Genomic DNA, 26,597 nt, shown 5'->3' on the forward strand with positions numbered 1-26,597 from the left:
AATAATCATTATGGCATTCACAGTATGCGTACTAACAGCCGCCAAGAAGCGTGATACATACATAGCCAGCTACATAGCAGGAGAATCGCCGGTAACGGGGCACGAAGTCATGACGGAGATGATAACCAAGCACGACATGCCGCAGAGACGAGTCATCGCGTGGTTCGTGAACAACTACACGCGCCCGCTGGACTGGCTGGTCGATGAGGACGCGACGGTAGAGTTCATAACGTCGACTTCACCGATGGGACAGAGAATCTACAAGCGTTCGCTGGGCTTCGTGCTGATAATTGCTTGTGCGAAGGTTCTAGGGCGCAAGGCGATACTCCGGCACTCGATAGCCGACGGGCATTACTGGGAGTTTGAGGACGGCGCGGTAACACAGTCTGATGTTGACAGGATCAAGGCAGAGATGATTGACATAATCCGTCATGATACGACGATAACGCGCGAGATTTTGACCATCGACAAAGCAAGACGGGTTTTCCAGCGTCAGGGCGAGCCGGAGATAGCGGAACTTTTTGTGCGCGCCAATCTTGACCCGATAGAGGTGTACAGATGCGGGGACAGGTACGGTTATTTCTGCGGCGGGCCTATCGCTCCGTCGACGGGAATGCTCAAAACGTTCGACATCGTGCTTTACGAGCAGGGAATGTTGCTGCGCTTCCCTGACCCGGAAGACCCCGAGCACATCCCCGAGCTGAAACTTGACCCGTCGATGGGAAAAGTATTCTTCGACTATGCGCACTGGCTTCAGGTTCTCGACCTCAACTACCTCAACAAGCTGCATCACCGCGTAACTGAGGGCAGAATACAGGAGCTTATCCTCATTGCAGAGGCCTTTCACTCGCAGAGCTTGGGCAACATCGCCGAGAGCATTGCCGAACGTCCCGTGAAAGTCGTAACGATTGCCGGGCCGTCGGGCTCAGGCAAGACGACATTCTCCGAACGCCTGAAGGTTCAGCTGATGGTGTGCGGCAAAACTCCCGTAACCCTTCCTCTGGATAACTACTTCAAGGAGCGTGAGGACAGCCCCAAAGACGAGATGGGCGAATACGATTACGAGAGGCTAGACGCGTTAGACCTTGACCTTCTGGAGGACAACCTCACGAGGATTCTTGCTGGCGAGGAAGTAACAACCCCCGTCTACAACTTCATCAAGGGCAAGAAAGAGCCGGGCAAGGTGATAAAGCTGAAGCCTTCTGACGTTCTGATAATGGAGGGCATTCACGGCCTCAATGACCACATATTGGGGATGCTGCCGGAGAGTTCGCGCTACGGAGTGTTTGTGTCTCCGCTCACGGGAATATGCATTGACCCGCACAACAGAACCAGCACCAGCGACAACAGGTTACTCCGCAGAATTATCCGCGACTACAGGACGAGGGGGAAGAGCGCGCAGGTTACGCTGGAGGTGTACCCGAAGGTTATACGCGGCGCGAGGAAGTACATTTTCCCGTACAGGAGCAGGGCAAACGCTATCTTCAACTCGTCGCTTCCGTATGAGCTGGGAGTCCTGAAGCCCTACGTTGAGCCCTTGCTTCACACCGTCGACGAGAACTCGAGCGTGTTTAGTGAGGCTTTGAGGCTGCTGAACATCCTGCGGTTCGTTCCGGCACTGAACAACGACGGGATTCCGAACAACTCGGTGATAAGGGAGTTCATCGGCGGGAGCTGCCTCGATGTATGAGCCAGTCCGTCAGTCCCGGTAATCCTGATTGGGATTGAGCCGTAAACTGCTATAATCTCTCTAACAAATCACATTACACAAAGGAGTGCATAATCATGACAAAGAAGTCTCTCATCCTCGCGGCACTGCTTGTCGCTGTCTTGGCCACCGCCTCACTCGCCGCACCAGTCCCTCCCGCAAAAGGCCAGTGGGCTTGGATTCTCGAGGACACAATACGCCTCTACGATGAAGCCGACATCGAGTCCGGCTACACGGAGATTGACGCTCCCGGCAAATGGATCAGCGTACCCAGCGCAGTCCGCGACGACGACAACTATCTGTGGTACAAGGTCAAGATCGGGAAAGACTCCGGCTGGCTTCCTCAGAACGGCGTGCGTCTCAAGATGGGCCCGAAGAGCAAATCAGCCGCCAACCTCTACAAGGCCTACCTCAAGAACCGCCGCAGGACAGAATACAGCGAGGACGACACCTTCACCATCGACGACGCAAAAATCTGCAGGCAGCTTCTGGGCGTGAACCTCATCAACCTGCCTCAGCCGGAACTCCGCAAGAAACTCGGCACTCCGACCTTCAGGGAATCTCCCTATGACGACAAAGACCTCAACATCCTGTCGTTCGAGCTGTCTGACCGCAACATGACCCTCTCAGTTACCGAGAAGCGTTCGGGCATGGACAGGGACGGCAAAGTGATAGCCATAGAGGTCTACGAGGGCAGGGCAGGCGAGCAGGTATATTAGCCTTTGTCCTTGCGCTTTTGCTTGATGCAGTCGTCGGAGACCCGAAGTTCTTTCCTCATCCCGTTGAACTCATCGGCAGGTTCATAGCCGTACAGATGAACACCAGCTCCCGTACGTTCGCGCGGGGGCTTCTTCTTTGCGCAAGTACCATCGCGGTTACAGGGCTTGCCGTATGGCTGATGCTGTACCTCACGGGCTGTAATCTCGTTGTCCGCGTGTATCTGCTGTATTCCGCGCTGGCTTGGAGAGACCTCAAGGACGAGACTGCTCCAGTTCTGTCGTGCCTCATGAATAACAACGTAAACGGTGCGAGGTTCTGGCTATCGCGCGTTGTCGGAAGGGACACAGAGAATCTCAGCGAGGCCGAAATTTCCCGCGCAACGATCGAGACCATCGCGGAGAACTCCATTGACGGAGTGATGAGCGTAATGTTCTGGGCATGTCTCGGCGGGCTCGTGAATGCATCTTACGGCGCGTGTGTCGCAGTGTGGATGTTCAAGGCCTCTAGCACTCTCGACAGCATGGCAGGCTACGAGAGGTTTGGTGTGTACGGCTGGCCAAGTGCACGGCTCGATGACCTGCTGAACTTCATCCCTGCGCGGCTCGGAGGACTGGTGATAGTTCTTGCAGGCGGAAGAGGTTTCAGCGTGTTCATGAGGGACAGGCTCAAGCACAAGAGCCCCAACAGCGCGCACGGTGAATCTGCGTTCGCGGGAGTGCTGGGGGTTAGGCTCGGAGGAGGGGCGTACTATGGCGGGAAGTTCGAGCATAGAGACTGGCTGAACGCTGAAGGACGGGACGCAACGCCGGAAGACATTATCTCCGCGTGGAAGGTGCTTGATTCGTCGTGCTCAGTCTTCGCGCTTCTGGTAACATTGCTGCTATGCTTGACGTAATTCACGGTGCTAACCCCGAACAGCTCTATCGCGCGTTTGGCCTTCCGATGCCGGAAGAAGTTATCGACTTCAGCACAAACACTAACGCGCTCTCTTGGCCGGACATTAACATTGATGTTAGGGAGCTTGCATCCAGCTACCCAGACCCGGAATGCTCTGCTCTGCGCGAACTCGTCTCATCACGCGAGAATGTTTCGCCTTCACGCATACTCTTCACCAGCGGCACGAACGAGGCGATTTTCCTTCTCTCGCAGGTGATAACCGGCAGCACAGCGATTCTCCAGCCCGCCTACTCGGAATACTTCCGGGCATTCAGGGAACTTAGCGGCTGCTCCGGCCTTGCGGAAGCGTTGAAGCACCAGAACATCATCGTCGTCAACCCCAGCAACCCGACGGGAAAATACATTCATCTTTCACAGACCATCAACAACCATCCCGACAACCTCTTCATCATCGATGAAGCCTACAGAGATTTTCTGTTATGGGAAACTCCCGAACGTCTCTGCAGCTTCCCTAACGTCATACTTCTCCGCTCTCTCACGAAAATCTACCACCTCAGCGGAGCTCGGATAGGCTACGTCATTGCACCAGAACACATCATCGCACGCCTTCGTGAACGCCAGCCCTCTTGGAGCGTCAACGGCATTGCTCAGGCTCTGGCTCTGCAGTTCATGAGGGACAAAGACTTCATCAGCAGGACGAGAGACTTCTACCGCAGGAACACTCCGGCGTTCATCGAGGGACTTAGACGCGCGGGCTGTGAGGTCATGAGCAGTGATGTACACTTCTTCCTCGTGAGGGTCAACGATGACGAGAAAGTCATCAGGCATCTCCTTAAGAGAGGAATTGTTGTGAGGCACACAAGAAATTTTGCCGGGCTCGGTGGAAAGTACATCAGAGCTGCAACGATGCGGCCGGAGGACAACAAAAAACTTATCGCCGCGATGAAGGATATTGTATAATTCTTGCCCAAAACTTACAGCGAAAGTGTGGCATCCCATAACTCCCATGAAGAAATACTTGCTCTTATTCATGCTGATTACGGCAGCCCTGCTCTACAACTACCTTGCTGCTCCGAAAACAAAGCCTGTTCTCCGCATAGGCGTTGAGTGCGACCACGTCCCTTACAACTGGGAGACAGGCACTCCCAACAAAGACAATTTCCCCCTCGCCAACAACCCGGGCTTCTACGCTGACGGCTATGATGTGCAGATTGCCGCGATGATTGCCGCCCGTCTCGAGGCACAGCCTGAGTTCTACAAGATACCGTTCGACAACCTTATTGGTGCGCTGAACAGGGGCGAGATTGACGCGATATTTTCCGGCATGGTTGACACTGAGGACCGCAAGCAGAGCATTGACTTCACGATACCATACGAGATGAGGAAAACGGAATACGCCGCACTTGTCCACATCGACAGCAAGTACATTGCCGCGAGGTCAATACGGGAGCTCAGGGGCGCAAGGATGATGGCACAGTCCGACTCGCGCTTCGACGAAGTTATTGACCAGATACCAGACGTGATTCACTTGCCTGCGAAAGGCACACAGGCGGAAGTTATCAGCGAGCTCCTGAAGTTCAGCATTGACGGAACAGTCTTGAACTACGACACAGCATTATCTTACGCACGAAACCACAAAGAATTTCGGGCTGTACGTTTTTCGGAGGGGAACGGCTTTGACTTGGGCTTCACGGGGTTGTGCGCGGGGCTTCGGAAGGGTGATGAGGAAATGCTGGAGAACTTCAACAGAATGATAGAGGATATACCGATGAGGCAGAGGCTCAGGATAATGGACAGGGCAATAATCAGGGCAGGTGATGACCTGAATTGAACGGCCTGATGATTCAGGGAACTTCCAGCAACTCGGGCAAGAGCTTCATCGTTACGGGACTTTGCCGGCTATTCGCTGACATGGGAGTACGTGTCTGCCCCTTCAAGTCGCAGAACATGTCCGGCCTCTCCTACATCACCCATGACGGCAGGGAAATCAGCTGTGCCCAAGCCCTGCAGGCAATGGCCGCAGGTCTTACCCCAGAAGCCTTCATGAACCCAATCCTCCTCAAGCCCACGCACAACACTTCCTCAGAGATTATCCTCAACGGCTATCATTACGCACCGACAACGAAGGGTTATCGTGAGTTCACGCAGACTGTCGGCATTCAGGCGGTGAGGGAAGCACTGTCGCACATCAGGGACAACTTCGAGGCCGTAATCATCGAGGGAGCAGGAAGTCCGGCAGAGATAAACCTCAACGCGTGGGAAATCGTGAACATGAGGATAGCACGTGAGGCGGACGTTCCCGTATTGCTCACCGCTGATGTCGACAGAGGAGGAAGCCTCGCATCAGTCGTCGGAACTCTCGAGCTTCTCGGCCAAGACAGAGAACGCGTGAAGGGCATCATCTTCAACATGTTCAGGGGGGACATTGCGCTTTTCCGCGATGCTGTCGAATGGACGGAGAACTACACGGGCGTTAAGGTCATGGGAGTCCTGCCGTTCGTCGAAGGAGTGTTCCTCCCGCCGGAGGACAGCCTCAGCAGCGGGGGGAGTAAGGATTCTCTCAACCCTGAAACTTTCGGGATGATTGCTCAGGCACTGCGCGATAACCTTGACGTTGAAGGGTTAATCAGCCTCTTACGCATTCGCTGACTGCTGCCTCGAGGAGCCCTGAACAGTGTTCGGGCGAGTACTTTGCCTTGATGTGCCTCATGAGTTCGCCGGTGGTCTCGCAGGACAAGCGTTCGAGAATGCCCTTGCCGATGTCGTCGATAGAGTTCGGGTCAACGAGACGCGCAAGCCCGCTGTAGTACTCTTTGGGTGCACCGCGATTCGTGATGACAACCTCGCACCCGCACGAAGCTGCCTCGAGTGCCGCCATCCCTACGCCTTCCCACAAGCTCGGCAGCGCGAAAACTTTTGCCCTGAGGTACCAGCTCCTGAGCTCCTCGTCCGACAGAGCACCTGTGCAGGTTACGTTGTCCGCACCGCGCGTCCACTCCGCGAGCTGCCTCCTGCCGTCCTCGCCGCGAACCGCCCCCACAAGCACAAGGCGGAAACCGTACCTCTTTGCGGCCGCCACCAAACGTGATACGTTCTTGTTGCGGGCATTGAGGTTGCTGACGTGAAGGCAGAACGGCTCTTTCTCCGGCATTGTTTCAGCTGGCTTTATCCTGAACGACAGCGGCACTATCCTGACCTTCGCGGGGTTTATGCTGTAGAAGTCGCAGAGGTGCTTCTTCTCGTACTCCGAGCGCGCCAGAAACATGCTCACTCTCTTTGCGCCCTCCATGAACTCGCTGGCAGGGTCAGCAACCCGGATTCTGTCGGCCTGTCCCCAGTGTGCTTCGAGGCGGCTCATACGCATTGTGCTTCGGGGCGTGAAGATAGGGGCGGAGATTACGCGTGTCCCGTAGTTCTTGAGCTCGTTGACGGTGTTGCGGAAGCCAGTCCCTGAGCGCAGAATTATCACCGCGTCGAACTCCGAATAATCCACGTCGTCCCAGTAGTTCAGGAGCTCAGCATCATGCCCGCGCGAGACAAGAGCATCACGCCACATCATTCCCTGAAGTTTCACTCCGTTGCGGCGGACAAGCTCAACACATGCGCTCGTTATTCCTATCTTCATTCGGTTACCTCCCCGTGTAAGCACCACGCTTCTGCCTTCGTGATCTTCACCTTCAAGAACTCTCCCAGAAGAGCCTTGCTGCCCTCAAAGATTACCACTTTGTCCTGAGGTGTCCTGCCCTGAAGGAAGCCTCCTCCCTTCGGTGCCGCATCATCCGCGAGAACCTCTACCGTCTGTCCCTCAAGCTGCTTGTTGATGTCCAAAGTTATTGCGTCCTGCAGTGCGTTGAGGGCGTTGAGGCGTTTCAGCCTGACTTTGACGGGTAAAGCTCCCTCCATCGTAGCGGCGGGTGTGCCTTCACGTTCGGAGTATGCCGCGCTGTGTACGAGGTCAAACCTCAGCTCCTGCAGTGCACTCAAGCTGTCCGCAAAGTCTTCCTCCGTCTCGCCGGGAAACCCCGTGATTATGTCCGTAGTCAGCGAAACATCCGGCACTTTCTCCCTTAACATCTTCACTTTGCCGAAATATTCTTCTCGGGTGTACTTCCTGTTCATCAGCCGCAAAACTCTCGTGCTTCCTGACTGTATAGGGAGGTTGAGCGACGGGCACACGGTCTCTTCTTCCGCCATTACGTCAGCAATCTCTTCCGTGAAATCCTGAGGCAGCGACGTAACGAACCGTAACCGCCTCAGTCCCTCAAGCCTCGAGACTTCACGCAGAAGCCCGGAGAACGACAAACCAATATCCTTGCCGTAACTGTTGACGTTCTGGCCGAGAAGAGTAATCTCCTTCACGCCGTCAGCTATGAGCATCCTGCATTCAGCTATAACGTCTTCCGGCTTCCGCGATACGAACCTTCCGCGAACGTAGGGGACAATGCAGTACGTGCAGAAGTTGTCGCACCCGTGAGCTATCGTAACGTATGCCTTGTACTTGTTCTCGCGCTTTATGGTAACGTTTCCCGCGTTGAAGTCCAGCGCGTGGAACTCTCTCGGGTCTGTGTCGAGAAGGCTGATTCGCGTTTTGGAGTGCGAGTGTACCTGCTCTATCGCGTCGGGGATAAGTCCGATGTGTCTCGGCCCTGCAGCAAGTCTCACGTACGGGAAGCGGGCTAACGCTTTTTCCCCGAGCCTCTGCGCAATGCATCCCGTCAGCGCAACTATCGGCCTCTGGTTCTTATGCCACGAAGGCTCGTACAGCCCCAGCTCGCTCCAGACTTTCTGCTCTGCCTTCGCCCGTACGCTGCACCCCGTAATCATCACAACGTCAGCAGAATCTTCGTCCGTCTCCTGCCAGCCGCGCGAACACAGAACAGTGCGTACACGGTCGGCATCGTAGACGTTCATCTGACAGCCGTAGACTTTGACGCAAAAGCTCTTCACTCGAAGAACCTCGCGAATATCTCGTCAACGTACCTCAAATAGTAATCGTTCTCGAACAAGTCCCTGATACTCTCGGGGTCAACAACTCCTTTAAGCCTCTCGTCGCTCAGCAGGAGGTCTAGGAACGCAACACCGCTTGAAGCCGTCTTCATCGCGTTCTCCTGAACAATCGCGTATGCATCTTCGCGGGACAGCTTTAGTTCATCGAGAAGGTACGTCAGGACTCTCTGGGAGTACACGAGGCCGTTGGTCTTGTTGATGTTGTGGCGGACTCTAGTCTCGTCGACGGTGAGCCCCCGCAGAATCTTCGTCATGCTCCGCACCATGAACGCCGCAATGTTGAACGCATCCGGCCAGATCACGCGCTCGGTCGAACTGTGGGAGATGTCCCGTTCATGCCACAGGGCGATGTTCTCCATGCCCGTTAACGCGTAGCCCCGCAGAAGCCTCGACATTCCGCAGATGCGCTCGCACTTGATGGGGTTGCGCTTGTGGGGCATCGCTGAACTCCCCTTCTGCCCCTGACCGAACGGCTCAAAGGCCTCGCGGACTTCCGTGCGCTGTAAGTTCCTGACCTCTAAGGCCATCCTCTCGAGCGTCGAACCCATCACCGCAAGGGCATTGAGCACTGCGGCGTGCCTGTCCCTCTGAAGAATCTGGTTCGAGACTTTGGCGGGCTCAAGGTTCAGGAGCTCGCAGACCCGGGCTTCAAGAGCGGGGTTGCACATCGCGTACGTCCCGACTGCGCCGGAAATTTTCCCTGCAGATACGTCCTTCTTCGCGTACTCGAGGCGGCCTCTGTCGCGCAGTAACTCGGCGTGCCAGTTCAGGAAGCGCAGGCCAAGAGACATAGGCTCGGCGTGAATGCCGTGCGTCCTGCCTATCGTCGGAAGGTACTTGTACTTCAGCGCGAGTTCAACAACTACCGCATCAAGTTCGTCGAGGGCAGTAATTACTATGTTGAGGGAATCACGGAGCATTATCGAGCTGGCTGTGTCGAGAATGTCGCTGCTCGTCATCCCCAAATGCAGATACCTTCCGTTTGCCCCTATGTTCTCCGCGACTGCACTCACGAACGCCACAACGTCATGCTGTGTCCTCTTCTCGATCTCCTGCACGCGCTCGACGGTGAAATGTGCGTTGGCGGCTATGTCCTCCATCGCTTCCTGAGGGATTCTGCCCTGTTCCGTCCACGCTTGGCACACAGCAAGTTCAACGTCAAGCATCACCTTCAAGCGGTTATACTCATCCCAGAGCGCAGAAATATCACGCTCAGAATATCTGTCAATCATATGGATAATCCTCCTAGCAGTTAGTGCTGATGGAATGCCTAGATTGTAATTGCCGCCTTTTTCCGCGTCAAGCACGGGCAATTTTCGCAAGTGTTAGTGTAAAATATGCGCAATCCATATTCATAGAGGGAGCTGTTAGTTTTGCGGAGGGTCATTCTGTTGTGTCTGATGCTGTTGCTTTGGGCAGGAGGTGCTTATGCATCTACCAGTGCCAATCAGGGATTTACAGGATTGTGGGAGTATCCTACCGCAGAAGTGCCCGACGACGGAGCAGGACGCTTCGGTTACACCGGCAACTCACCCTACCACTATTCATTCATAGACATTGCCTTTCTGCCATGGCTCGAGATCAATACGCGGCTATCAACGTTCGATCATCGCTCTATGGGCAACAGAAGCTACATGGATAAGGCTATGGATCTCAAGCTCCTGCTGTGGCACAACTCGAATCCCAAGATGTGGTTCATGCCGTCAATCGCTGCCGGTGTCATCGACATGATGGGCACGGAAGTCATGAAGTCATGGTACGGCGTAGCTACGTGGCGGTGGGGGGACGTGGCTCTTACCGCAGGCTACGGAACTGACAGGCTCAACGGATTCTTCGCTGGTATCGAGTGGGACATAGCAGACTGGCTGACCGTGAAAGCAGAGTACAGCCCGCTGGATTACTCCAAAGAACGACTGCTGGGCGGCGGAAGGATAGTCGACGAGAACCCGTCAACCAAGTACAACGCCGGAATAGTCCTGAAAGCTCCGTGGGGGCTGGAAGGCTCGGTGAGTTACCAGCGCGGCGACGAGTGGGCATTCACTCTCACACAGCGCATCAACCTCAAGGGGCCGTTCATCGGCAACGCACACAAGAGCTTCAGCGCGCCCGGCGAATCCAGAGCCATAACATGGGACAGCATCGACGCTCAGGAACTTGTCGCGCGTATAGCTTCCGGCCTCGAGAAGTACACGAGAGTTCGCGATGTTGACATCAAGCTCGAGGAGACAGATGACGGGCACAGGCTCTCGCTGTCTTACGAGAACTACGGCTACTCATCGCACGCTGAGGCAATGGCACGTGTGCTTGTTGTGCTCTCAGCGGTAATGCCCGAGACGGAAGAACTCGTGCTTATCCACAAGAACGCTGGGATTCCTGTCGTGAAGGCCGAGTTTCCCGGCTCGCTGCTGTTCGACCTCAGGGCACGCAACCTCAGGGACGACGACGCGACGGGCGGAGCAGTGTTCACGTGGGCGAGCGCGGATGTCGCGGAGGCAGACGCAGAGGCTCTCCTGAAGAAGAAGGCACAGCACGAGGTCAAGGCAATGGTGGTCTATGAGCCGCGAATTGACCAGACACTCAGAGAGGAATACATGGACAGGTGGGACATCGACCTCATCTACAACGGACGCTACTCAAACGGCTGGGGCGGAAAGGTTGACGTTCGCTTCCCGATTCACGTACACGCTGACACTCAGGACGGAATCGGCCTGTGGTGGGAAAAGGACTTCAACGACAAGATACGTCTCCAGACAGTGGGGATGACCTACGCGAACCACTTCGGCGCAGAAGGCAGGGCATGGCTGTTCGGCGAAGGCGGCTGGCTCGACGAAGAATGGTTCAGCGCAAACTTGTGGGGAAGGTATTACGGCAAAGACGGCAACTGGTGGATAGGCGCGCGTCTCGGTGCACTTCACGACAGAGACCCGTACTCGTTCGCAGGCTTGACGAGCGGACGGTGGGTGTACTTCGAGGATTACGGCATAACAAGAGATGTAAAGACCGGCAAGGACTGGCGCGACCTGATGTTCGTGCAGGCAGGGTATCACTTTGAGGACTTGGATTTCGACGTGCAGGCGGACTACGGACAGTTTGCCGACGGCGACAAGGGCATCAAGATTTCCGCGACAAGGCACTGGGACGACACAGCTATCGGCTTCTGGTATATTGACACAGAAGTCAACGCCCCAGAGAAGAGCTTCACGAGGGCAGGCGTTCACATGGAACTTCCGGCTGACAAGTGGTTCGGCTCATGGTTTGGGAACTCCAGCGCGCACATCTGGGAACAGAACACGCTGCTGATCTCGACATGGTTGATGGAGTCAGGCCGCGAGGGCGGAATGATTCGGACTCCCGAACGCATGATGAGCCAGCTCCGTCCTGCCGCAATGAGGAAGAACGTAGGGCGTTTGCTGAGCTCTTACTGTTCATACGATGAGAACGGCGATGATGACAAAGACAAACAAGAAATCAGAAGCCTTCTTGAATACATTACGAGGTGATTAGCTTGAAGTTATTACGAAGCAGCATAGTGATTATGATTCTGTCGCTTGCTTCCTGTGCATGGGGAGCAGCAACCGGCGGCGCAGCAGGCGGACTTCCTGCCGGGCTTGGCGGCGGAATGACTGCAGTCCCGGACGCTCCGGCGACTCCGGCAGCCCCTACGGTAACCACAGGCGGACAGCAGGGCATCGACTTCTCGGGCGTTGACGCGATGCAGCGTTCACTGGGCAATAATTCCCCGCAGAATGTCGACCTCACGCGCGGAGATGCGATGCTCGATACGCTGCAGGGACAGAATCAGACGGATGCTTCCGGGCAGGGAACGGCTTTCAACGGAACAGCTACAGCTACAGAGATCAACAGCTACTTTGACCAGATACTCTTCTCTAGAACCACAGACTCGGATGACGAAACAGGAAGCCCTATGAGCCAGCTTATGCGCCGTCTTCCGCGCTTCGGAATGTCCTTCTTCCGCCGTCCTCCGTCAACGTACGCTCCGCAGGACAACGTCCCGGTAACGCAGGACTACAGGATCGGCGTAGGCGACGAAATCACCCTGACCTTGTGGGGAATCCCTGAGGAGGGGAACTTCAGGGTCATCGTGAACCGCGACGGCCTCGCGACAATCCCCCGAATCGGTGCTGTGCGCATTGCGGGCTACACACTGCAGGAGGCCGAACGCATAATCTCTGCGCGCCTCAACCAGTACTACACGGGCTACCAGATGAATTTATCGATGGGGCGGCTTCGCTCGATCATGATTTACGTTACGGGCAACGCGGCACGTCCGGGAGCCTACACGGTCTCGTCTTTCGCGACGCTGGTGAATGCTCTGCTTGCGTCGGGAGGGCCGAGCATGAACGGTTCACTACGCCAGATAGAGCTGAAGCGCAACGGAAGGACAGTCGCAATCTTCGACATGTACGCGATGCTTCTGCAGGGCGACAAGTCTCAGGACGCGCGCCTCGAGGCAGGGGACGTGATATACATTCCGCCGGTCGGGCCTCTGGTAGGCTTGGCCGGAGAAGTCCAGACACCGGGAGTGTACGAGCTCAACGGAGCAACCCGCGTGAAAGACCTGCTGTACATTGCAGGCGGGCTCAAGGCTCAGACGTACAGGGGACGCGTTCAGTTCTACCGCGTTTACGACCACTCCTACGCAGGAGCTAGCGAGGGAAGCCTCGAGGAGATCGAGGACATCGAGCTTGCGGACGGCGACGTTCTGAGGCTGTATCCGGTCTACAACTTCGCGGCGACTGCAACTGTAAGCGGGCAGGTCATGAGGGGTGGTTCATTCGTCATAATTCCCGGACACACGAGGGTTTCCGACCTCATCAACAGGGCAGGAGGCCTCACGGTTACAGCCTCTGACAGAGCAGAACTTACCCGCGTAACTCCTTCGCTCGAAGGGCCGGTGAACGAACGCTTCAACATAAACCTTTTCCAGGCGATGCAGGGCGACCCGATGAATGACATGACCCTGCAGAACGGTGATGAGCTTACGGTCTTGGTGATACCGAGCTGGAAGACGCAGATACGCGTGGGCATTTCTGGAGAAGTAGTGCGGCCGGGCGTGTACGCGATGTTTGAGGGCGAGAAGCTGTCTGACCTCATCGAACGTGCCGGAGGTTTCACGAACAAGGCCTTCCTGAGGGGAGCAGTCTTTACGCGCCAGAGCGTAGCCGCAGAACAGCGCAGAAGCCTCAACCAGATGGCAGACCAGATGGAGCGCGAACTTCTGGAATCAATGCAGAACACAGCCAGCGCGGGCTCAGAATCGTCGACAGGTGCGCTCAGCCAGGAGTACCAGAGACGCAGGCAGCTCATCGACAACCTGCGGCAGCTTGACATCATGGGCAGGGTCATCACGAAGGTAGACACTCCGGCGGCGATACGCGGCACGCAATATGACTACGAGCTCAAGAACGGCGACTATCTCCGCATCCCGGAAACTCCTCTCACCGTCAACGTCATGGGAGCGGTCTACACGTCCTCAAGCCAGCTCTACAACAAGAGCATGAGCATCAACGGCTACGTGAACGCGGCGGGCGGTCCGCTGAAGAGTGCGCACAAGAGGATGGTTTACCTGCTGAAGAGCGACGGCACGACGATACGCCTCACCAGAAGCACGGCAATGCTCTCCAGCAAGCAGTGGACACCTCCGCGCGGGTTCTCTGCGAATGTCGAGCCCGGAGACACGATAGTTGTGCCGGTGAAGTACTCCAACCGCGAGGCCTCAGAGAACTTCAGGGAAGCTGTTGACGTGATATACAAGGTAGCTGTTGCGGCGGGGGTGATCATCAATGCGCTTGACTAAGCTGATACTGGCGGCGGCGGCGGGGCTGTGCTTTGCTTCTTCGGCGTTCGGGGCGGCAAGGTACGAGTACAAGGTCGTCCCGCTGGGGTCTCTCACGTCCTTGCAGAAGTCTAAGGAGGCCGCCTCACGGACTGAACAGGTCGAGGAACTGCTCAACAAGTGGGGGTCTGAAGGCTGGGAGATCGGCGAAATCTTCGCGGTGAGGACAACTTTCGACCCGAACGTCTTCTTCGTCATCATGAAGCGCAAACTTGACTAATGAAGATTTTGCGCTAGAATGATTAGCGTTTTCGGGACGTAGCGCAGTCTGGCTTAGCGCATCTGCATGGGGTGCAGGGGGTCGGAGGTTCGAATCCTCTCGTCCCGACCATAAAACCAGAGAATGATGATGAGGCTCTCACATAAAGCGCGAGGGTCTCATTTTTTGTGCAGAATTGTGGTTGCTGTTAAGGCTGTCCGACACTAAACTATATCCATCCCAACAGATTACAGAGGTGTTATTCATGAAGAGAAGCGGATATGTATTCTTCTTGTGCGTCATCGTCCTGCTTTCGTTCGCGGCTTCATGCTATGCGGAAAACTTCAGCGCAACAACGGCGGGCACGCACGCAATCTCCCTCACGAGCGGCACGGCAAGCCATGTCAATGCGACTGTAACCAAGACGGGCGACGCAACAGGTTCCAGCGACGGAGCGAGCGGCTACGACTGGACGGGCTCGAACGCGGCAGTCTTCGCGAGTGGCGGTGCACAGCTCACGCTGAGCGGGAGTTCCACGACGATCAACAGCGACGCGGTCGGCGGAAACGCAGTCTTCTCGTACGGCGGCAACCTCAACGGCAGCAATTCCGGGAACGGCACGAAAATCATAATCTCTGATGCTACGATAACTACCACTAAGAACAATTCCGGCGGCATCATGGTTACCGGCGGAGGGATAATCAGCGCGGACAGGCTCAGCATCACTACTTCAGGAGGTTCTTCTGCGGCGATTCGCGCGGACAGGGGCGGCGGGACTATCAACGTCAAAGGCGGAACGTACACCACGAACGGTCAGGGCTCTCCTGCTATCTACTCTACGGCGACGATAGCTGGTGCTGATGTTACGCTCGTTTCCGGGATTGCGCAGGTTGTAGTGATTGAGGGCGGGAACTCTGTAAGCCTGACGAACTCGAATCTTACCGCGAACCACACAACCCTGAACGGTCAGGACACGACGCATCAGGCGGTGTTAATCTACCAGTCAATGTCGGGCGACGCTTCGGACGGCTCGAGCTATTTCACGATGGCTGGCGGAAGCCTCACTAACTCGCAGGGAGACATCTTCCACGTAACCAACACCACAACAACTATCACCCTTAACAGCGTAACCATCACGAACAGCGACGCGTCGGGCTATCTTCTGCGGGCATCTGCTGACAGCTGGGGGACAAGCGGCAGCAACGGCGGAAAAGTTACTCTTAACGCGACGAACCAGACGCTTGCGGGCAATATTCTCGTGGACAGCGCGTCGAGGCTCAACATGAGCCTTTACGGTACATCGACGTTCACCGGTGCGGTCAACACGTCGGGGCAGGCCGGTGCGGTGAAGGTTACGGTGTCAGAGGGCACAACGTGGACGCTCACAGCAGACTCGTACGTCTCGGCTCTGGAGAACAAGGGCACGATAACTCTGGGCAGCTTCAAGCTGTACGTGAACGGCACTGAGTACGACGGCACCAGCGAGTCAGCAGGAAGTTATGATGATAGCGACGACGATGAGACTTCAGGAACAGCACCTGTGATCTCTACGGACGTGCTCAAGGACGCTACAGTCGGCAAGAGCTACAGCTTCATGCTCAAGGCGGGCGGCACGAAGCCCATAACGTGGTCAGCAGACGTTGCGCTTCAGGACGGCTTCACCCTTAACGCGTCAACCGGCTACATCAAGGGCAAGCCGACAGTTCGCGCGTCGTACCCCCTGACGATTACGGCGAGCAACAGCGCAGGCAGTACGAACAAAGTATTCACGCTCAACGTCCTCGACGAGAAGCCGACGATAAAGAGTTTCAGCGCAAAGACCGCCTATGTCGACGTTCCCTACAAGCTGACATTCACGGCCAGCAAGGGCACAGGCGACATAACGTGGGAGATAAGCGATGACATTCCTGCCGGCCTGTCGTTTGACACTGTAAGCGCAGAACTCAGCGGAATACCCAGCGCGGCCTTCAATGGTTACGTGAGGGTTGGTGCGACGAACTCCGGCGGCTCTGCAGTGAAACGCTTCAAGCTGACGGTGAAGTCCCAGAAGCCCGTGATCAGCATCACCGGCATGGGCGACGCGGTGAAGGGGCAGCCCTACACTGCGAGCGCGAGCGTAACGGGCACTAACCCCATCACCGTAACGGTCAACAAACTTCCTGCGGGCGTAACGTACGCGTATGTCTCGAAGGACGCTGCGGTGAACTTCTCGGGAACGCCGACGGACTGGGGGAAGTTCTCGGTGAAGATAACTGCGCAGAACACGGGCGGCAAGACGACCAAGACCAAGTCCCTCAAGGTCAACTCAGCTCCGGCGATAACGACGACAACCCTCAAGGAAGCCACGACCGGCAAGAGTTACAGTGCCAAGCTCAAGGCGGACGGCACGAAGAAGATAGCGTGGTCAGTCGCGGAGGGCTCGTCTCTTCCTGCGGGGATAAACCTTAAGGAATCAAGCGGAGCACTCAGCGGCAAGACGACAGGGGACGGGACTTACACCGTGAGATTCGCGGCAACGAACGATTACGGGTCTGACTCGAAAGACCTCACCCTTAAGGTCAACGCGGTAGCACCGAAGATTCGGACATCGAGCCTCAAGAAGGGTACTGCCGGTTCTCCCTACAGCGTTACCCTGAAAGCTACGGGGAGCACGCCGCTCACGTGGGGATGCGAGAGCACGCTTCCCGACGGAATAACCTTCAGCGATGGGACATTCAGCGGGACGAGCACAAAGGCCTTCAGCGGGAACGTTACTGTTACGCTCAGCAACAACGGCGGATCTGTCTCGAAGACTTACGCGCTGGTGATGAAGGCACTCAAGCCCACGATAACAACCGCGAGCCTTCCGTCCGGCACTAAGGGTCAGGCCTACACCGCGATGCTTGAGGCGACAGGAACTCCCGACATCGCGTGGAGCTGGAGCGGCAATCCTGCCGGGCTGGCACTCAATGCGGGCACTGGAGCAATCTCCGGCACGCCGACAGCGTCCGGGACTTTCCGCGTGAAGGTTACGGCCACGAACGACGCTAAGGCCTCGAGCAAGAAGATAAGCCTCACGATAGCTGACACAGAATCAGCATCAAACAATGCGGCTCTGCCCGAAGACGAAGAACCCGGCTCTGAGACGCAGGATGTCAGCGAAATGCCGGAAGATGAAGGACGTGTGCTCCCGGAAGACCTTGTGATTGTCGCGGAGCTCGGAGCAATAAGCGTTGACGTGGCGGGAATGTACGACTTTGACGCGGAACTTTCCGGCGACGCAGAGATTGGCGCAAAGATGTACTGGCTTGCCCGCTCGTCAGAGCCTTCGGAGGACGACGAGATAGCGGAGTTCAGTGATGAGGCAGGCCAAGAGACCGCGACTGTGCCCGAGAGCCGCAAGGTCAAGGTGTCCGTGTGGCTGATGGAAGGAGTAACGTACGAGCCTGCAATAGCAGTCAGCAGGAAGTAAGTGCGGAGAGTTTGCCCTCTCGTTTCGGCGGGAGGGTAATTTTTTGTGCTATAATCACCGCGTCCCTGCCTTCCGGGATAACGCACAGACGGAAGGCCGATTAGTCCAGAGGGAGGAGGTGCAGTGAAGGTGCGCAAGTATGAAATGCTAGTAATTCTTGACGCAGCAGCCGATGCCGACCAAGCAGGAGAGATCACGCAGATTGAGGAACTCATCAAGCGTCTCGGAGGCAGCGTGTCAAAGACAGATGCGTGGGGCAAGAGAACCCTCGCCTATCCCATCCGCAAACAACCCGAAGGTTATTACGTGCTGTTCAACTTTGAGCTTGAGCCGTCCCAGACGTTCGAGCTCAGGCGTGTGCTTGGCCTGAGGGCGAATGTTTACCGCCAGCTAGTGATAGTTCTTGACGACTAAGGAGGCGGGAGACTATGAGAGGATTCAACCGCGCGATAATTGCTGGAAATCTGACCAGAGACCCGGACTTGCGCTACACCGTCAACAAGAAGGCTTATGCGCGTTTCACTGTTGCCGTCAGCAGCACGTGGAAAAACGCTAACGGTGAAGTTCAGGAGAACACGGACTATATCAATGTCGTTGCGTGGGGTGCGATGGCCGAGACCTGCGGAAAGTACCTGAAGAAGGGAAGCCCAGTGCTCATTGAAGGCCGTATCAAGACAGGCAGCTACGACGCAAAGGACGGAAGCGGCAAGAGATACACCACAGAGATATACGCTGACAATATGGTCATGCTGGGTTCAAGAGAGGGCGGCCAAGACACAGGCTTCCAGCAGAGGCAGTCAGGCTCGTCATCACCGTACAATATGCCCGTACCAAGCGATGACGATTTCGGCAAAAGCATAGGAGAAAGCGGGTTCGGCGGAGGAGGTTTCACGCCAGGCTTCGCTGGAGGGAACAGCGGCATTCCAGACAACATGGACGATTCCGGCGGAATACCGTTCTAGACTTAAGGAGGACATTTATTTATGGAGGAACGCGAAAACACATCACGCGAAGGCAGGCCGGGAACACCCGCACGCGCTGCCGGCGGAATGGGTCTGCGCAGAGGTGCATCAAGACGCAGGCCGAAGTTCTGCTATTACTGCGTGGAGAAGCAGGAACACGTAGACTACAAGGACGTTGAGAAGCTCAAGAAGTACATCAGCGAGCGCGGAAAGATCATTCCCCGCCGCGTAACCGGCAACTGTGCAAAGCATCAGCGTCTGCTTACTGAGGCGATCAAGAGAGCCAGATACATGGCACTTCTCCCCTACTCGCTCGACTAATGAAGCGCATAATTCCCTGCGTTGCGATAACCCTTGCGCTGGTGCTCGCAGGGAGTTACTTTCCCGTTTTGGGGCTGATTGCCCCTCTGCCGCTTGCTGTTCTGGGCTGTGCTGAAGGACGCAAACCCGCAGGCATTGCAGAACTCCTCGTCGAAGCAACGTTGTTCTTCATCATGTCCCCGTCAGTAGCGTTATTCTTCCTAATCAGCTGTGCTCCGCTTTCGGCCGCAATCTCTGCCGTGTCGCGCGAAGATTTCCGGCAGGCCAAGAAGTACTCAGGTGCAGAGAGCCTCACGGTGTGCGTCGGCGTGTCGATAGTGAGCAAGCTCGTGCTCCTCGTGGTGTTCTGGATGCTGACGGGACGGAACATTCTCGTTCCCGACATCTCGCGCGCGGACTCTGCTATCGTTCAGCTCTACGCCAACCAGCCCGAACTTCGCGGAGCTCTCGTGAGTATGCTTGCGCTTATCCCGCACATCGTGCCGACGCTGCTTATCCTGTGGTGCTGTGTCGAAACCCTCATCAACTACGTCATGTGCTGCCGTATCACGAAGAAGCTCCCCAACACTCCGCCCGCCCTTCCTGCGTTCAACCAGTGGAGGTTCTCCGTGTCATTGCTGTTCGCGGGGGTACTGTCGCTCCTTGCGGGGTACTTCATCAACGCTGACGAGTGGTTCGCGGGCTCGGTCTTCATCATGAACGTACAGATTGTGCTTAATGCCTTCATGTTCGTTCAGGGGGTGTCTATGGCGTTCTGGATCATGGACGGCTTCAAGTTCCGCAGGATGTCGAAGGTCATTGCGTGTATTGTGCTGAGCTTTCCGTTCTTCTGGCCTTGGCTTATCGTTATCGGGATGAGCGATATGGCGTTGAACCTCCGCGAAAGGATAAAGTTCGGAGGAAAATAGCTGCTTCACAGTTCACTGCCTACACGTTAAATGTGTGTGGCCTGTGGATAGAATAGTGCTACACGATCCTGAAGGAGGCAAGAGGTTATGACGCAGGAAATATCTTACTTTCAGGCAAAAGCAGCACTGTGGATGTCCCGGCTTCTGAATGCTGACATCCTTCAAGCTGACAACATGGCATTCTATTACTACCTGAACTTTTCGGGAGTCAGCCTTAAAAGGTTACTGCGGGACATTATCAGAATCGTACGGATGAAGCCTGATACTCCCGAAAAAGCAGAGGCACTTGAAGAGCTCCGAGCTGCACAAACGTGGACAATGTTCCGCTTAACCAGAGACTTCAACGATATAATTATCGACAACCCGGCACTCAAGGGAACAGTGAGAGACTGTGCGCTGAAACACTGTCAGGCCATCGCAGAAGCAGAAACCCTTGACGCGGAGACCTGCAGGCGAACACGCGAGAAGATTGCTGAACTGTTCGGCCTCAGCCCGGAAGCTCAGGAACTGCTGGAGTTCGCGTACATCCACGAAACAGAAAGCAATGTGAACGGCTACCTTGAGAATGAGCTGGAAATCTTCAAGGCACATAACAGAAGAATGTTCGCTGTCGTAATGGACATGGATATTTCTGCGGTGATGGATGCCCTTCACGAACTCCAGACATGCTGCCTCTTGGGAGACCATCCGATATTTAACGGCTTCGGAAGAATCGCAGATGCCGTGTTCAAGCTGTACGAGAGTCCTGACGCAGACCCTGAGGAAATTTTCTGTTCGCCGCTGAAAGGAGACACTCTGCCTCTGGACAGGTTCAACATAGCGCGTGAAGATTTGAGCTACATCACGAGGCTTCTGAAGTCGGACACAAATTCGCCCGTACACATCATGATTTACGGCTCTCCCGGGACGGGCAAGACAACTTTTGCGCGAAGCCTTGCGCATGAACTGGGATTAACCGCGTGGACATCCAACACCTCCGAAGATGACGCGCGCAGGGGACGTGAAGGAAGCGTGGTTGCCAGCATGAACATAGCCGCGAAACGTCCGGGCAGCTTTATCGTTGTGGACGAGGCGGAACAGATTCTGCACAGCGGCATAGACGAGAACCAGAACAGAGGCAAGGAGAAATCATGGCTTCATTCGCTGCTCGAGAAGCCGGGCTGCCGTGTAATCTGGATAACCAACCACGTCGAGCATATTCACCCGTCAGTGATGCGGAGATTCTCTTACAGCGTATATTTTCACGAGGCCGGCAGGAAGGAACGCGAGAGGTTCTTTGCCGACATAACGGAACGCCACAGCGTAAGGGACTGCTTCAGCGACGCGGACATCAAGACTCTCGCACGGAATTACGCTGTACCTGCGGCAGTGATCGAGAACGCAGTAACTCAGGCCAAGACACTCGGCTGTGATGGAGGTGAATTTGTCCCGACTGTTGAGCAGTTCATTAAGAGCTACCTGACGCTGCTTCACGGAGGCCGGAAATTCATACGCAGGCCGTCAAACGAAATCAGAGGCTTCACGCTCTCGGGGGTATCTCTGGACGGTTCGGCAATAGATGACATCATGAGGAGGTGCAGGCGCGCGGACGAGGCAATGAAGCTCGCGGACGGACAGCTTGAAGGCGGGTGCGCAACGATGCTCTTCTATGGCCCTCCGGGCACGGGCAAGACTGCACTAGCCAGACACATTGCGTACGAGATTGACCGTGAATGCATAGTCCAACGAGGAAGCGACCTGCTGAACTGCTACGTCGGGAACACTGAGAAGAACATTGCGGGGATTTTCCGGCAGGCTGAGGATGAAGGGGCTGTGCTGGTGATTGACGAGGCTGATACCTTCCTGTTCCGGCGTGATATGGCGGTGCACTCTTGGGAAGTGAGTCAGGTCAACGAGTTTCTGACGTGCCTCGAGGAATGCCGGTGCTTCTGCATCTGCACGACTAACAGGCTCAGCGAGCTTGATGCCGCGTCAGTGAGGAGGTTCTCCTACAAGGTAGCATTCAGTTATTCGGGCGCAGAGCAGATTACTGCACTTTATGCCTCACTGCTTGCCCCGCTGTGCACTGAACCTCTGAGCCCTGAACTTGGCCGGGAACTCTCAGCGATGAAGAAGCTCACGCCCGGAGATTTCCACGCGGTAAGAATGCAGTATGCCTCGTACCTGTCCGACTGTGAGGCGAGCCACGAGGAGATGATAGCTGCCCTGAAGCGTGAAGTCTCGCTGAAACATTAAGGGGGAATGATATAATCAGCAGACTTTTTCACAGGAGGAATAATCACCATGAAACACACATTTACGTTTGACGGACAGGAGCTGACTTTCAGCGCGCCGGACAATGCCGCAGAATCCGCCAAAAGAATCATCACTGACCTGCTCAGCAAAGCAGGCTTCATCAACATCGAGTTCGACGACATCAAGGACATTCTTGACGGTGCAAGGGACGTTGCCATAGGCGAGGGCACGGCTAGCGGCGAGAACAGGTGCGCTGATGCCGCGCGCAAGGCAATTGAGCACATCATGGACGCTGACAGGCTCATAGTCAGTGTTCAGAGCAGCCCGGATGTTACGCTGGCAGAACTGGCCGATGCCGCCGAGATGGTGGGTGAGAGCGTTGACCCCACAGCGCAGCTTATCTGGGCACATGTCATCGATGAATCACTGGGAGACAGCGTGAAAGTCAGTGTAATAGCCGCGTCATTTGACATGGAAATTTGACGGTGTTATATTCACGCCTAATTTTCCCATTGAAAGAAGGAATTGTATCAACATGAACGGCTTGACACTCGTCGGCATAGCTGTAGTCGTGCTGTCGCTGGCGTATGTACTCTACGGCCGCTGGCTGGCCAGGACGTGGGGAATTGACCCGCTCGCAAAGACTCCGGCATACCGCTTCGAGGACGGACAGGACTACGTACCGGCCTCAAGGTTTACGATCTTCGCCCACCAGTTCAACAGTATCACCGGCGCAGGCCCTGTTACCGGCCCGATAATCGCCGCAATGTTCGGCTGGCTTCCTGCGTTCCTGTGGCTTCTCGTCGGAGGCGTGTTCTTCGGCGCAGTGCAGGACTTCACGGCACTCTATGCTTCGGTCAAGAATGAAGGCAAGTCTATGGGGCTCATCATTGAGCGTTACATAGGACACACGGGCAGAAAGTTATTCCTGATGTTCTGCTGGCTGTTTACGCTGTTAGTCATTGCGGCCTTCGCGGACATCTTGGCCGGAACGTTCAACGGCTTCACTAAGGACGGCGGACAGAACGTGCCCGGAGCGGCGGCGGCCTCAATCTCGATGATATACATTTTTGCGGCTATGGTGTTCGGGCTTTTTCTGAGGTTCACGAACAACAGCGAGCTTGCTAAGTTCATCATCGGCGTGATTCTTGTTGTGGCGATGCTCGGGCTCGGGATTGCCTATCCCATGTACTACAACGCCCAGACGTGGAGATACGTCGTGTTCGCGTACTGCTTCATAGCGTCGGTTCTGCCGATGTGGCTTCTGAAGCACCCCAGAGACTACCTGAGCGTGTTCCTTCTTCTGGGAATGATTATCGGCGGAGCGGTCGGAATCATCGTTGCTAACCCGACGATAGAGATGCCGATGTTCGCGGGCTGGAGCGTGAAGAATCAGCCTCTCTTCCCGATACTGTTCATCACTATAGCGTGCGGCGCAGTGTCAGGCTTCCACAGCCTTGTGTCGTCGGGCACGTCCTCGAAGTCCATCGCCAATGAAGTAGACATGCTCCCTGTAGGGTACGGCTCAATGCTCGTCGAGACCCTGTTAGGCGTTGTGTCGCTGGTTATCGCGTGCAGTGCGGCGAGCGGCGGAGGGCTTCCTACGGGTACACCGTTCCAGATTTTCGGCAACGCTGTAGGAGGGTTCTTCACGATGTTCGGGCTTCCGGCGCATATCTCTACGTGCGTGATGATGATGTGCGTCTCTGCGCTGGCGATGACGACGATTGACGCGGTTACCAGAATAAGCCGCATGTCGTGGCAGGAGTTCTTTGCTCCGGCTGAAGGCGAGAAAGCGGGCTTCTTCGTGAAGTTCATCACGAATAACTACGTTGCGACGATAATTTCTCTCGCGCTGGCTTATGCTCTGTGCCTTGCGGGTTATGCGAGCATCTGGCCTCTGTTCGGTGCGGCTAACCAGCTGTTGAGTGCTCTGGTGCTTACGGCTCTTGCGGTGTTCCTGCGCGTAACGGGCAGGAAGGGCTGGATGCTGTACGTGCCGATGACGTTCATGTTCGTCGTAACTATGAGCGCATTAATCATCAGCGTGTACAACATTGTGTTGAAGCTGGGTGCGGGAAGTTTCGTGTTCATGGTTGACGGCTTGCAGTTAATCATTGCGCTGGCGTTGATGACGCTTGCGGTTCTGGTGGTGTCGAACTGCTGGAAGGAGCTTTTCACGGCGAAGCACAACGCGGCGACTGCATAACACAATCACCCCTCCCGGCCTCCCTGCCTAAGGGTGGAACGAGGGGGGTTATGTTCCTCACCTACAACTCCCCTCAAAGCACAGCCTTCACATCAGAGACCGTTGCGCTCCCGTCCATCGTCAGCATCAGCTCACATGCCTTGCAGAACAGCCCCGCAAATCTCTTCATGCTACCTTCATCGTACAGCTTGGCGTTATAGTCCAGCGATACCCCGTATTCCGTCCTCGCGTCAAGAATCTCAACATTCAGCGCGTTGTCGCAGGTGAGAGCATCATACGGCACGGCCTCCAGACTATCAATCACGCTGTCGTCCCCAATGTATTCATACATATCACCCTGATACAGCAGGCACAGCAGCAGATCATCACCGAAGGCCTCTTCATCGCAGTACGACACCCTGCCGTGCGATATTCCGTCCTTTATCTGCGCGCTTATCTCCTCGAACAGCCCGGACAACGTTAATCCCTCCGTCAGGTGAAGCGCAACAGGAAGATACTTTATCAGCACACCGACAGCCTTCATCTTTTCTGCGTCAGCCCTGCCGTCCCACGTCCACGTGAACATTACATCATCAGAGGCATTGTAGGCAGACAGAGCAACAGCCGCCGCCGCAATGTAGAAGCCGTTTTTCCCCAGCCCGTATTTCCCGCTTAAGGCTTCTGCGTCGTCCCTCGTGAAGCTGAACGCCTCGTAATGCTCCGCGTCCTCGTTCTCGTCCGTGATGCGGTCCTGCTTAGGAAGAGTGCTCCAGTTCCCGCCCCTGCAGACTCCGGCGAAATACTTCATGTCCAAAGCGAACAAATCACTCTCCCTGTATTCCACTTCCTCACGCAGAATCCCGAAGGTGTTATCACGTTCCAGCCGTCCGCCCTTCAATGCCGCAACAATATCTGCGATGAACCGTTCCGCAGAAGTCCCGTCGCAAACAACGTGGCATATATCCAGTAGTACAGCCTTATGTGTCGGAGTCTTGATGACCCTGCACCGGAACAGCGGCTCACCGTCAAACGTGAACGGCCTCACGAAGTGATTTACCTGCGCTTCAAGTTCCTCGTCCCTCATCTCCTCAACAGGTATCTCACGCTCAAAGTCTGCCCTCTGCTCGAAAACGTACCGCCCGTTACTCTCAGCAACAACGCTCGACAATATCGGGTGAGCCTTCACAGCTTCACTTATTGCCCGTGAGACTTCCTGCAAATCCACGTCAGGCTTGATGTTTATCCTGAAGGGTATGTTCAGCGTCGGAACAGGAGCATTCTTCTTGATCTCGTCCATCATGTAGAGCTGTATCACGTTCAAGGGAACATCGCCGCTCCCTTCGTGTCCTGTCTTCACGTCCTCCAGCAGAGCAGAAATCTTCCTGACCGTCCGCCCCTCGTAAATCATCTGCACATTGAGCCCCCGAAGCCCGCAGTGCAGCACCGTCTCTATCGCCTTCAGTGAATCTCCGCCCAGCATGAAGAAGTCATCATCAATCCCGACACTGCCTTCAGGGTCGAGCACGTGCTTTATCGCCGCGCACATCGTCGCCTGCACAAGGTTCACGGGCTTGACGTACGGGCAGGTTCGTGCGGACATATCAGGTTGCGGGAAGGCATGAGCATCAACCTTGCCGTTCGCATTCAGCGGGACGTGGTCAATCCTGATGAACCACGCAATAGTCATGAAGTTTGGCAGATGCTCCCTCAGTGTTGAGTTTGCCGACGCAGTGTCCAGCTCCTTATCCGCCATGTAGTACGCAGCGAGGAGCTTCGCGCCGTTCCTGATGATGACGCTGACATAGCAGAAATCAAGCTGAAGGATTCGCTTTACGGCCGCCGCGAGCCCCTTAAGGCTGAGACGGTTTCCGCTTATCTTGACCATGTCGTCAGTGCGCCCGAGAACTGTATACAGTCCGTCCTTGCCGCGTTTCACCCAGTCGGAACCGACAAAGTATTTTTTGCCGTTGATCTCGGTGAAAGAGGACGCTTTGTTGTCATTGGTGTAGCCTCTGAAGTAGGGAAGGCTGAAACAGATAATGCCTTCGTCGGAGGGTCTGCCCTTTTCGTCGAGGAGCACTATATCAAGCCCGCTGACGTTGTATCCGGCAGGAGTAATGTCATACGGCTTGTCAATCCAGAAG

21 protein-coding genes and 1 tRNA gene are annotated in these 26,597 nt (G+C 55.6%); 18 read left to right on the forward strand and 4 right to left on the reverse strand.

Annotated elements, in window-relative coordinates; genetic code table 11:
* The first annotated feature begins 10 nt into the window (after window positions 1-10).
* The 6 genes from IJT02_08825 to IJT02_08850 all read left to right on the forward strand — a co-directional run bounded on the left by IJT02_08825 (window position 11) and on the right by IJT02_08850 (window position 5,974).
* Window positions 11-1,690 carry a nucleoside kinase gene (locus tag IJT02_08825; protein MBQ7545028.1) on the forward strand — a complete coding sequence of 560 codons (1,680 nt, stop codon included), beginning with the start codon at window positions 11-13 and terminating at the stop codon, window positions 1,688-1,690.
* 95 nt (window positions 1,691-1,785) lie between these two features.
* Window positions 1,786-2,427, forward strand: coding sequence for a hypothetical protein (locus IJT02_08830; GenBank protein MBQ7545029.1), 642 nt, complete (start codon window positions 1,786-1,788; stop codon window positions 2,425-2,427).
* 17 nt (window positions 2,428-2,444) lie between these two features.
* Window positions 2,445-3,323: a cobalamin biosynthesis protein CobD gene (gene cobD, locus IJT02_08835; protein ID MBQ7545030.1), complete on the forward strand. Its 879-nt coding sequence runs from the start codon at window positions 2,445-2,447 to the stop codon at window positions 3,321-3,323.
* Window positions 3,275-4,285 (forward strand): pyridoxal phosphate-dependent class II aminotransferase, encoded by a 1,011-nt coding sequence (locus IJT02_08840; protein ID MBQ7545031.1) that lies wholly within the window; start codon window positions 3,275-3,277, stop codon window positions 4,283-4,285. The genes cobD and IJT02_08840 overlap by 49 nt, the downstream gene beginning before the upstream one ends.
* Before the next feature lie 46 nt (window positions 4,286-4,331).
* A complete protein-coding gene (locus IJT02_08845) occupies window positions 4,332-5,156 on the forward strand; it encodes a transporter substrate-binding domain-containing protein (GenBank protein MBQ7545032.1) in 825 nt (274 codons plus the stop codon).
* Window positions 5,153-5,974, forward strand: coding sequence for a cobyric acid synthase (locus tag IJT02_08850; GenBank protein ID MBQ7545033.1), 822 nt, complete (start codon window positions 5,153-5,155; stop codon window positions 5,972-5,974). Before IJT02_08845 ends, IJT02_08850 begins: the two co-directional genes overlap by 4 nt.
* On the opposite strand, the gene IJT02_08855 is transcribed toward IJT02_08850, so the two are convergent.
* Genes IJT02_08855 through IJT02_08865 form a run of 3 tightly spaced genes read right to left on the reverse strand, consistent with a single transcriptional unit; the run spans window position 5,952 to window position 9,564 of the window.
* Window positions 5,952-6,950 (reverse strand): glycosyltransferase, encoded by a 999-nt coding sequence (locus tag IJT02_08855; GenBank protein ID MBQ7545034.1) that lies wholly within the window; start codon window positions 6,948-6,950, stop codon window positions 5,952-5,954. The two genes, IJT02_08850 and IJT02_08855, sit on opposite strands and share 23 nt — an antisense overlap.
* The gene (gene miaB / locus IJT02_08860) at window positions 6,947-8,272 is read right to left on the reverse strand and encodes a tRNA (N6-isopentenyl adenosine(37)-C2)-methylthiotransferase MiaB (GenBank protein ID MBQ7545035.1); all 1,326 of its coding nucleotides are present in this window, start codon (window positions 8,270-8,272) and stop codon (window positions 6,947-6,949) included. Before miaB ends, IJT02_08855 begins: the two co-directional genes overlap by 4 nt.
* The gene (locus IJT02_08865; GenBank protein ID MBQ7545036.1) at window positions 8,269-9,564 is read right to left on the reverse strand and encodes an adenylosuccinate lyase; all 1,296 of its coding nucleotides are present in this window, start codon (window positions 9,562-9,564) and stop codon (window positions 8,269-8,271) included. The genes miaB and IJT02_08865 overlap by 4 nt, the downstream gene beginning before the upstream one ends.
* Window positions 9,565-9,795: 231 nt before the next feature.
* On the opposite strand from IJT02_08865, the gene IJT02_08870 reads away from it, so the two are divergent.
* The 12 genes from IJT02_08870 to IJT02_08925 all read left to right on the forward strand — a co-directional run bounded on the left by IJT02_08870 (window position 9,796) and on the right by IJT02_08925 (window position 24,474).
* Complete coding sequence (locus IJT02_08870) at window positions 9,796-11,832, forward strand: YjbH domain-containing protein (GenBank protein ID MBQ7545037.1); 2,037 nt, start codon at window positions 9,796-9,798, stop codon at window positions 11,830-11,832.
* Window positions 11,833-11,837: 5 nt separating this feature from the next.
* A complete protein-coding gene (locus IJT02_08875) occupies window positions 11,838-14,150 on the forward strand; it encodes an SLBB domain-containing protein (GenBank protein MBQ7545038.1) in 2,313 nt (770 codons plus the stop codon).
* Entirely contained in the window at window positions 14,137-14,409 is a 273-nt protein-coding gene (locus IJT02_08880) for a DUF4177 domain-containing protein (protein ID MBQ7545039.1), read from the forward strand. Before IJT02_08875 ends, IJT02_08880 begins: the two co-directional genes overlap by 14 nt.
* Before the next feature lie 32 nt (window positions 14,410-14,441).
* A tRNA-Pro gene (locus IJT02_08885) sits at window positions 14,442-14,520 on the forward strand.
* A gap of 133 nt (window positions 14,521-14,653) precedes the next feature.
* On the forward strand, window positions 14,654-17,839 hold the full coding sequence (locus IJT02_08890; GenBank protein MBQ7545040.1) for a putative Ig domain-containing protein: 3,186 nt from the start codon (window positions 14,654-14,656) through the stop codon (window positions 17,837-17,839).
* Between the two features lie 144 nt (window positions 17,840-17,983).
* Window positions 17,984-18,253, forward strand: coding sequence for a 30S ribosomal protein S6 (rpsF, locus tag IJT02_08895; protein ID MBQ7545041.1), 270 nt, complete (start codon window positions 17,984-17,986; stop codon window positions 18,251-18,253).
* A 14-nt stretch (window positions 18,254-18,267) separates the two neighbouring features.
* A complete protein-coding gene (locus IJT02_08900) occupies window positions 18,268-18,801 on the forward strand; it encodes a single-stranded DNA-binding protein (GenBank protein MBQ7545042.1) in 534 nt (177 codons plus the stop codon).
* Between the two features lie 87 nt (window positions 18,802-18,888).
* Window positions 18,889-19,122, forward strand: a complete 234-nt coding sequence (locus tag IJT02_08905) for a 30S ribosomal protein S18 (GenBank protein ID MBQ7545043.1) — start codon at window positions 18,889-18,891, stop codon at window positions 19,120-19,122.
* Window positions 19,122-20,030: a DUF2232 domain-containing protein gene (locus tag IJT02_08910; GenBank protein ID MBQ7545044.1), complete on the forward strand. Its 909-nt coding sequence runs from the start codon at window positions 19,122-19,124 to the stop codon at window positions 20,028-20,030. The genes IJT02_08905 and IJT02_08910 overlap by 1 nt, the downstream gene beginning before the upstream one ends.
* Before the next feature lie 87 nt (window positions 20,031-20,117).
* Complete coding sequence (locus tag IJT02_08915) at window positions 20,118-22,265, forward strand: AAA family ATPase (GenBank protein MBQ7545045.1); 2,148 nt, start codon at window positions 20,118-20,120, stop codon at window positions 22,263-22,265.
* A 48-nt stretch (window positions 22,266-22,313) separates the two neighbouring features.
* The gene (locus IJT02_08920; GenBank protein MBQ7545046.1) at window positions 22,314-22,748 is read left to right on the forward strand and encodes a hypothetical protein; all 435 of its coding nucleotides are present in this window, start codon (window positions 22,314-22,316) and stop codon (window positions 22,746-22,748) included.
* Between the two features lie 52 nt (window positions 22,749-22,800).
* The gene (locus tag IJT02_08925) at window positions 22,801-24,474 is read left to right on the forward strand and encodes a carbon starvation protein A (GenBank protein ID MBQ7545047.1); all 1,674 of its coding nucleotides are present in this window, start codon (window positions 22,801-22,803) and stop codon (window positions 24,472-24,474) included.
* Window positions 24,475-24,547: 73 nt separating this feature from the next.
* On the opposite strand, the gene IJT02_08930 is transcribed toward IJT02_08925, so the two are convergent.
* The coding region (locus IJT02_08930) for a hypothetical protein (protein ID MBQ7545048.1) at window positions 24,548-26,597 on the reverse strand (2,050 nt) is incomplete at its 5' end.

The sequence above is a fragment of the Synergistaceae bacterium genome, from assembly GCA_017450125.1.
GTDB lineage: Bacteria > Synergistota > Synergistia > Synergistales > Aminobacteriaceae > JAFUXM01.